Below are 6,540 nucleotides of genomic sequence, written 5' to 3' on the forward strand. Positions count from 1 at the left end.
AACGATCGTACCGACTGCTAGCTATTAGTAAACAACTTCGATATATCTGTAGCAGGCATTTAAAACAACCGCAAAAAAACTGTCGCCCGCGATGAGATTATGTGAAATTAAGAGCAACAGATAAAAACAGAAATAGGGGGTCTGACATTGCAGATACGAGAGTTGAGAGTGGGCAAAGTCCTTAGTGGTCGCAAAGTTTTACACGACAATAACATTCACCGCCTATAGCCAGCATTCAACAGAAATCAGCCAGGGGCAAAAACCGCTGACTGATTTCTGTATTGGATGGTAAGATTTCGGAGTTGTGAGCGATGAATTTTCAGTTAAATACTTTCTAATTCCCTCGTGGTTAAGGGTTCTTAGAGTCACGAAGCTATCTCACAAATCCAAACTATTTTGCTTCAGTGCGCTGCTGCCACTCCTTATATTTTCTGGTTTCTGCTAGAGCTGGATTAATCCCAAACCAACGGCCTTCTTGATCGCGGTATTCAAAGACAAACATACTTCGCAACAAGATTTGAGACTCTTCTTCGCCTGTTACACTTTGTCGCTTGACGACTTGAAACAGCAATTCCCATTCCAGGTCATTGATGGCTCCCAAAAGGTCATCGCGATATTCTTGAATGACGCTTTCGAGACATTCGCGAGAGAAGGGAGGGTCTTCGTGCTGTAAACAGCTATACAAAAGCATTAGTAGATTGCGAACGTGACCGCCACTAATCCGACAAAGCCGATCTAAAGTTTCGGGAGAGTCAAACACCTGGGAAATCAAATCGATGCGTTGATGGGGGGCAACTGCGGGGAAAGCTCTAGCTAATACTAGCTGCCGCAGCAGTGCCATTCCTTCAATGTGATTGTCGCCCGATCGCATTTGCACCGGTACCATCGGCATCACCTTGGGCTTGACTCCAAATCGACTGGCGAGGCGGCCGAAGTCGTTGGAAAAAATCAAAGTCAGGGGAATCGTGTAGACGACATGGCAATTGAGTTTTTTCAACTGTTCGCCGCGGTCTAAAAACAGATATTCTGGCTGGGTGCGTCCGCTGGGTTTGAGGGAGGCATCGAGGCGATCGAGGTTGTCAACGATGACTGCAAGCCCTTTTTTGCCTTGCTGCTTGAGTTCGGTGTTAGCTTTGTTGAGGAGTTCTTCGTTGATCGACTGCAAAATGCTGTTGGTGCGGGGTTCGAGATATTGCCTGAGTTGCGATCGCAATTTGGGAGAGTCTTTAGTTTTAGCAGTAACTCTCGCAATGCCTACAGATAACTCGGCTTCCGCTGACAAATCTATGGGAGTCTGCAAAAATTCTGCTACTTCTGCAAACAGATTTGTAAAATAGCTCGGTCTGAGTTTGATTTTAGCCGATTCCATAGTTTCGCTGACTTGGCGCGCAATGCTCAGCAAAATATCGCTGATGTCTACATCACCCATGTCTAAGTCTTGGGAAGACTCGAAGTAGACGACGCAAAAACCCTCTTGCTCTAACTCAGCTTTCAGTCGAAACAATTCCGTAGATTTGCCACACCCGATATGTCCTGTAAATAGCTGACAGGTTGGCTCGTTGGGGGAGATGCGGGTAATGGTTCGCTGTAAAGATTCAATGATTTTGCCGCCGCGCACGGAACCAAAATCAATGTAGTATTGATAATCTCCTGGGTCTCCCGCAACAAGGGTCTTGCTCGGGTTGCAGGCTTTATAGAATCTGTCTAATTCGAGTGCGATCACAATGGAAGCCGAATAAAAGTTAAAAAAGTTAATCGAAAGTCTAAACTTTCTTTGCCTGAGTTTAGTTTGATTTGTAACCTTTTGCACTGTGGGGTAATGCCCTAAATACCCAAAGAACCTGGAGCTGGCAAGGGGTTTTCCCGGCGCTGGAATTGGGAATTCTTAATTAATAATTTTTTATTACTTAAGTGGATCAGTGATATTACTGATATTGGCAGGAGTCTGGGTAAATTTGTGGGGATCTGGTTAAATGGTAGGGGAAAACAGGGTTCAAGAGAGAGATTAAACAGTTTTGAATTTGTGCTAATCCTTAATTACTATATTGTCAAGACGTAGATGGCTAGTTTTGGAGCGGTTTCTCAAACAGAGTTAGGGCGCAGGCGCCAAAAGTTGCGGCAGCAAAGGCGCGCTCGATTGGCGGCTGTTGTGTGGCAAATGCTGGCAGCGAGTGCAATGGCTGGAGGTTTGCTGTGGTGGATTGCTCAGCCGGCTTGGTTGATTGCCCGATCGGAACAAGTGAAGGTGGAGGGCAATCAGTGGCTGTCAGACAAGGCGGTGCGGTCTTTGGTTCCGCTGTCTTACCCGCAGTCGCTGTGGGGGATTCAACCGCAGGCGCTGGCCGAAAAGCTGGAGTCAACGGGGCCGATCGCCCAAGCGAAGGTGACTCGTAACTTGTTTCCGCCGAGTTTGACTGTAGAAGTGGCAGAACGCCTGCCGGTGGCTGTGGCGCAGCCGACTGCAGTGTTGAGATCGAACAGTGACAAGGAAAAAGTGGGGTGGCTGGACGCTCGCGGAGGTTGGATGCCGTCGGATAGTTATACTGCTGTACGATCGCAGAATAGTTCGATCGGGCCCGGCAGCATTCCGGGAACGCAGCCTCAGCGTTCTTTGCCCACTTTAAAAGTCATCGGGCCTTTGGAACAGTATCGCGCCTATTGGCCGAAGTTTTACCAAGGACTCGGCGGCTTGACGGTGAAAGTGTTTGAGATTAATTGGCAAAACCCGAACAACTTGATCTTGAAAACAGAGATCGGTACCGTACACTTAGGGCCGTACAGTTCCAGGACTGCGGAGCAACTTAAGGTTTTAGACCGAATGCGACAATTGCCAAAACAGATAGATTCAAGCAAAATAGCCTACATTGACTTGAAAAATCCTGCTTCGCCGATCGTCCATTTGCCAGAACTCCCCCCCAGTTTGGAGAGTTCCACCCCCGCACCCACTCGCGCCCAGAATTGATTCTGTGTCAACAAAAGGTAGAAGGTATCGATCGATAGGCAGAATTTTTGCCCACCAGGATCGATAGGCAGGGCTTGCAATCAGCACAGTTTTTGGATAGCACCCCGCGTTTGGGGCTAGTATCCTTTTTTTTCCTTCTGCCTTGCTTACAACTGCCTTAATCCGGTCAAGTACCTGGATGGGGTCAAGTGAGGTCTGGGCTAGCGAGGTCTGCCAAATCCGAGATTGCTAACATTAAGCATCGACCAGTGTTAGTTTTTCGCGCAACTTAGCCTATAGTTGATTGTGAATTGGCGTTTAGTTAAAAAGCTGTAATCTACTATCCCCGACTCTAATGAAGCTTAATAATAGACAGGGGTCTGACCAAGACAGTCCCCCTTCGGAAGAAGTAAAAAATTTTCCGGTGGCTGCAGATTCCGCCAATCCCTTTAGACGCAAGTCTGGTTATGTAAATGTAGATAGTATTGATATCGATCCTATGGTCAATCCCAAAGACATAATGCCCAGCAGTGCTGCCAAAATCAAAGTAATTGGCGTCGGCGGCGGTGGGGGCAACGCCGTTAACCGGATGATTGCTAGCGAGGTTTCTGGTGTCGAGTTTTGGTGCGTGAATACAGATTCCCAAGCTCTGGTTCTCTCAAATGCTCCGAAACGCTTGCAAGTCGGACAGAAGTTGACGCGCGGTTTGGGGGCGGGGGGCAATCCAGCGATCGGTCAAAAGGCTGCGGAGGAATCTCGCGACGAGGTTGCTAATGCTCTGAATCATGCGGATTTGGTGTTTATCACGGCCGGCATGGGCGGCGGTACGGGCACGGGCGCTGCTCCGATCGTGGCTGAGGTCGCTAAGGAAATGGGCGCCTTGACTGTGGGCATAGTAACGCGGCCTTTCACGTTTGAGGGACGGCGGCGCACCAGCCAAGCTGAGGAAGGGATTGCGGCTTTGCAAACCCGGGTGGATACGCTGATCGTAATTCCTAACGACAAGCTGCTGTCTGTAATTTCGGAACAAATGCCGGTACAAGAGGCTTTTCGAGTTGCTGACGATATCCTGCGCCAAGGGGTTCAGGGTATTTCTGACATTATTACTATTCCCGGTTTGGTGAATGTTGACTTTGCTGACGTGCGGGCGGTAATGGCGGATGCGGGTTCGGCTTTGATGGGGATCGGCGTGGGTTCTGGCAAGTCGCGGGCTAGGGAGGCTGCGATGCAGGCTATTTCTTCGCCTCTGCTGGAAGCTTCGTCTATTGAGGGCGCTAGAGGTGTAGTCTTTAACATCACTGGCGGTACTGACATGACCCTGCACGAAGTGAATGCGGCGGCTGAGACGATTTACGAGGTTGTCGATCCGAATGCCAATATTATTTTTGGAGCGGTGATTGACGAGCGGCTTCAGGGCGAAATTAAGATTACTGTGATCGCTACTGGTTTTTCCGGCGAAGTTCCGTCGCCTCCGACTCAGGGGCGGACGCAAAATGTTAATGCTCCTTGGCGGGCTGCAACTGGGCCGACGACTCCTGCTCAACAGACGCCCGATCCGAAAACGAAACCGCCGCAGGATTTGGGATTGGATATTCCTGAGTTTTTGCGCAACCGTCGCCCGCCAAGATGATTTGAGATTTGAGATTTTAGATTTGGGATTTGGGATTTGGGATTGAATCTCCAATCTCCAATCTCCAATCTCCAATCTAAAAAATCGAAAATCTCCAATCTAGAAAATCGAAAATCTCCAGTCGAAAATCTTCAATCGAAAATCTAAAATCTAAAATCCAAAATCTCCAAGGTTTGGCCTGGTTCGGGTTCGAGGAGTTGGGTGGAGAGTCCCGATTTTGCTAGTAAATCGCGAAATTCCGGGATGCTGCCGACCGATCGCACTAACATTGGTAAAATGCCTGTGGCTCGGATGTCTCCCGCCGCTGTAGGCAGGAAAAACCGAGGTTTGAGTGTTTGGGCGAGTTTGAGGGCTTCCGAAGGGCCGATGATGACTTGTCCGAGGAATGGGAAGATTTGACCGATGACTGGGGCGATGGCTACGTCTACTGTGTCTATTTTCTGTTTAACTTTGTCTAATGGCGGCAGGTGCGGTTCGTAATAAAGTGTCTCGCCGCTGCTTAAATCTTTGAGCAAATAGCCGTTTTCTTCTTGTCCGGGCTGGATTTCTGCTCCGGGTACGGCGGTTATTTGTAACTTTTCTTTAAAATTTAACTCTTGCCAATTTGCTAAAGATGTGATATTGGTGTAGCCTAAACTGCTGAGGACTTTGGCGGCGGTGGGTGAGGCGATCGCGGGAATTGTGCGATCGAGCCGTTCGAGTGTTGGTCTGTGACAGTGGTCGTCTAATCCTTGGGAAATCAGGATGAGGTCGATCGGCGGTAAGGTGCTGGGAGTGAAGGCTACGGGGGTGTTGTGGTAGGCGGTGAACAGCCAGGGTTGACCGTAAAATACCAGGGGATCGACCAGCCAGGGATCGACGAGGATGGTTTGGCCTGCGATGTGGAAGATCCAAGAGTTGAGGTCGATTCGGGTGACTTTCACAGTTGTTTGCAATAATTCTTTACATTTGGTTTAATCATAGCTAATTTTGTTTGGGGAATTTTAACCGCAGATGAGGGCGGATGAGCGCTGATGAACGCGGATAAGATGGGATTTGTTTGGTTTAAGTTGGCGTTGATCTGGGGTTGAAATAAGATGATTAAATTGAAGATTCCTGTGGCTTTGACTGTGGCGGGTTCGGATAGTGGCGGTGGGGCGGGAATTCAGGCGGATTTGCGGACTTTTGCGTTTCACTGCGTGCACGGTACGAGTGCTTTGACTTGCGTGACGGCTCAAAATACTTTGGGGGTGATGCGAGTTGATGCTTTGTCTGCGGAGGCTGTGGCGGCTCAAATTGAGGCGGTGGTTGGGGATATTGGGGTGCACGCTGTGAAAACTGGGATGCTGCTGAATCGGGAAATTATGGCGGCGGTGGCTTCACAGGTGGAAGCTTTGGGAATAGGGAATTTGGTTGTCGATCCGGTGATGGTTTCACGATCGGGCGATCGATTGATTGATGACGGGGCGATCGCGTTTTTGCGGGATGTATTGATTCCAATGGCTGCTGTCGTGACTCCGAATCGGTTTGAGGCTCAGATTTTGAGCCGTTTGGAGATTGTTTCTCTAGACGATATGCGGGCGGCGGCGCAGCAGATTTACCGTTTGGGTGCGAAAGCTGTTTTGGTGAAAGGCGGCGGGATGGCGGGAGATTTGCGGGGAATTGATGTTTGGTTTGACGGTACGCGCTTGGATGTGTTGAAGACTGAGACTGTTGATACTGGGAATACTCACGGGACTGGTTGTACTTTGAGTGCTGCGATCGCTGCTAATTTAGCATTAGGTAAAGATTTATTTACAGCCGTGAAATTAGCTAAGGATTATGTGACTACTGCTCTCAAATATGCTTTGGATCTTGGGGAAGGGCAAGGGCCAGTAGGTCATTTTTTCCCGCTTTTATTGAAATAAGAAGTCATTGGTTATTGGTTATTGGTTATTGGTTATTGGTTATTGGTTATTGGTTATTGGTTATTGGTTATTGGTTATTGGTT

The 6,540-nt window shown here is 48.8% G+C and carries 5 protein-coding genes; 3 read left to right on the top strand and 2 right to left on the bottom strand.

Going from position 1 to position 6,540, the window contains the following annotated elements; genetic code table 11:
• Positions 1–391: 391 nt before the first annotated feature.
• Positions 392–1,723 carry a P-loop NTPase fold protein gene (locus QUA33_RS19595; RefSeq protein ID WP_333150427.1) on the bottom strand — a complete coding sequence of 444 codons (1,332 nt, stop codon included), beginning with the start codon at positions 1,721–1,723 and terminating at the stop codon, positions 392–394.
• A 336-nt stretch (positions 1,724–2,059) separates the two neighbouring features.
• On the opposite strand from QUA33_RS19595, the gene QUA33_RS19600 reads away from it, so the two are divergent.
• Both QUA33_RS19600 and ftsZ read left to right on the top strand, forming a co-directional pair.
• Complete coding sequence (locus QUA33_RS19600; protein ID WP_333150429.1) at positions 2,060–2,962, top strand: FtsQ-type POTRA domain-containing protein; 903 nt, start codon at positions 2,060–2,062, stop codon at positions 2,960–2,962.
• A 334-nt stretch (positions 2,963–3,296) separates the two neighbouring features.
• Positions 3,297–4,571, top strand: coding sequence for a cell division protein FtsZ (gene ftsZ, locus QUA33_RS19605; RefSeq protein WP_333150431.1), 1,275 nt, complete (start codon positions 3,297–3,299; stop codon positions 4,569–4,571).
• 143 nt (positions 4,572–4,714) lie between these two features.
• Here the strand turns inward: ftsZ and QUA33_RS19610 are convergent, their stop codons facing one another.
• A complete protein-coding gene (locus tag QUA33_RS19610; RefSeq protein WP_333150433.1) occupies positions 4,715–5,494 on the bottom strand; it encodes an MBL fold metallo-hydrolase in 780 nt (259 codons plus the stop codon).
• 153 nt (positions 5,495–5,647) lie between these two features.
• Here QUA33_RS19610 and thiD point away from each other — a divergent pair, with 153 nt between their 5' ends.
• The gene (gene thiD / locus QUA33_RS19615) at positions 5,648–6,457 is read left to right on the top strand and encodes a bifunctional hydroxymethylpyrimidine kinase/phosphomethylpyrimidine kinase (RefSeq protein ID WP_333150435.1); all 810 of its coding nucleotides are present in this window, start codon (positions 5,648–5,650) and stop codon (positions 6,455–6,457) included.
• The last annotated feature ends 83 nt before the right edge of the window (positions 6,458–6,540 follow it).

Source organism: Microcoleus sp. Pol14D4 (assembly GCF_036701245.1).
Taxonomy (GTDB): domain Bacteria; phylum Cyanobacteriota; class Cyanobacteriia; order Cyanobacteriales; family Microcoleaceae; genus Microcoleus.

Excerpts from the sequence above, each read along its gene's own strand:
- QUA33_RS19600 (WP_333150429.1), top strand. The coding sequence starts at position 2,060 with ATGGCTAGTTTTGGAGCGGTTTCTCAAACAGAGTTAGGGCGCAGGCGC.
- ftsZ (WP_333150431.1), top strand. The coding sequence starts at position 3,297 with ATGAAGCTTAATAATAGACAGGGGTCTGACCAAGACAGTCCCCCTTCG.
- thiD (WP_333150435.1), top strand. The coding sequence starts at position 5,648 with ATGATTAAATTGAAGATTCCTGTGGCTTTGACTGTGGCGGGTTCGGAT.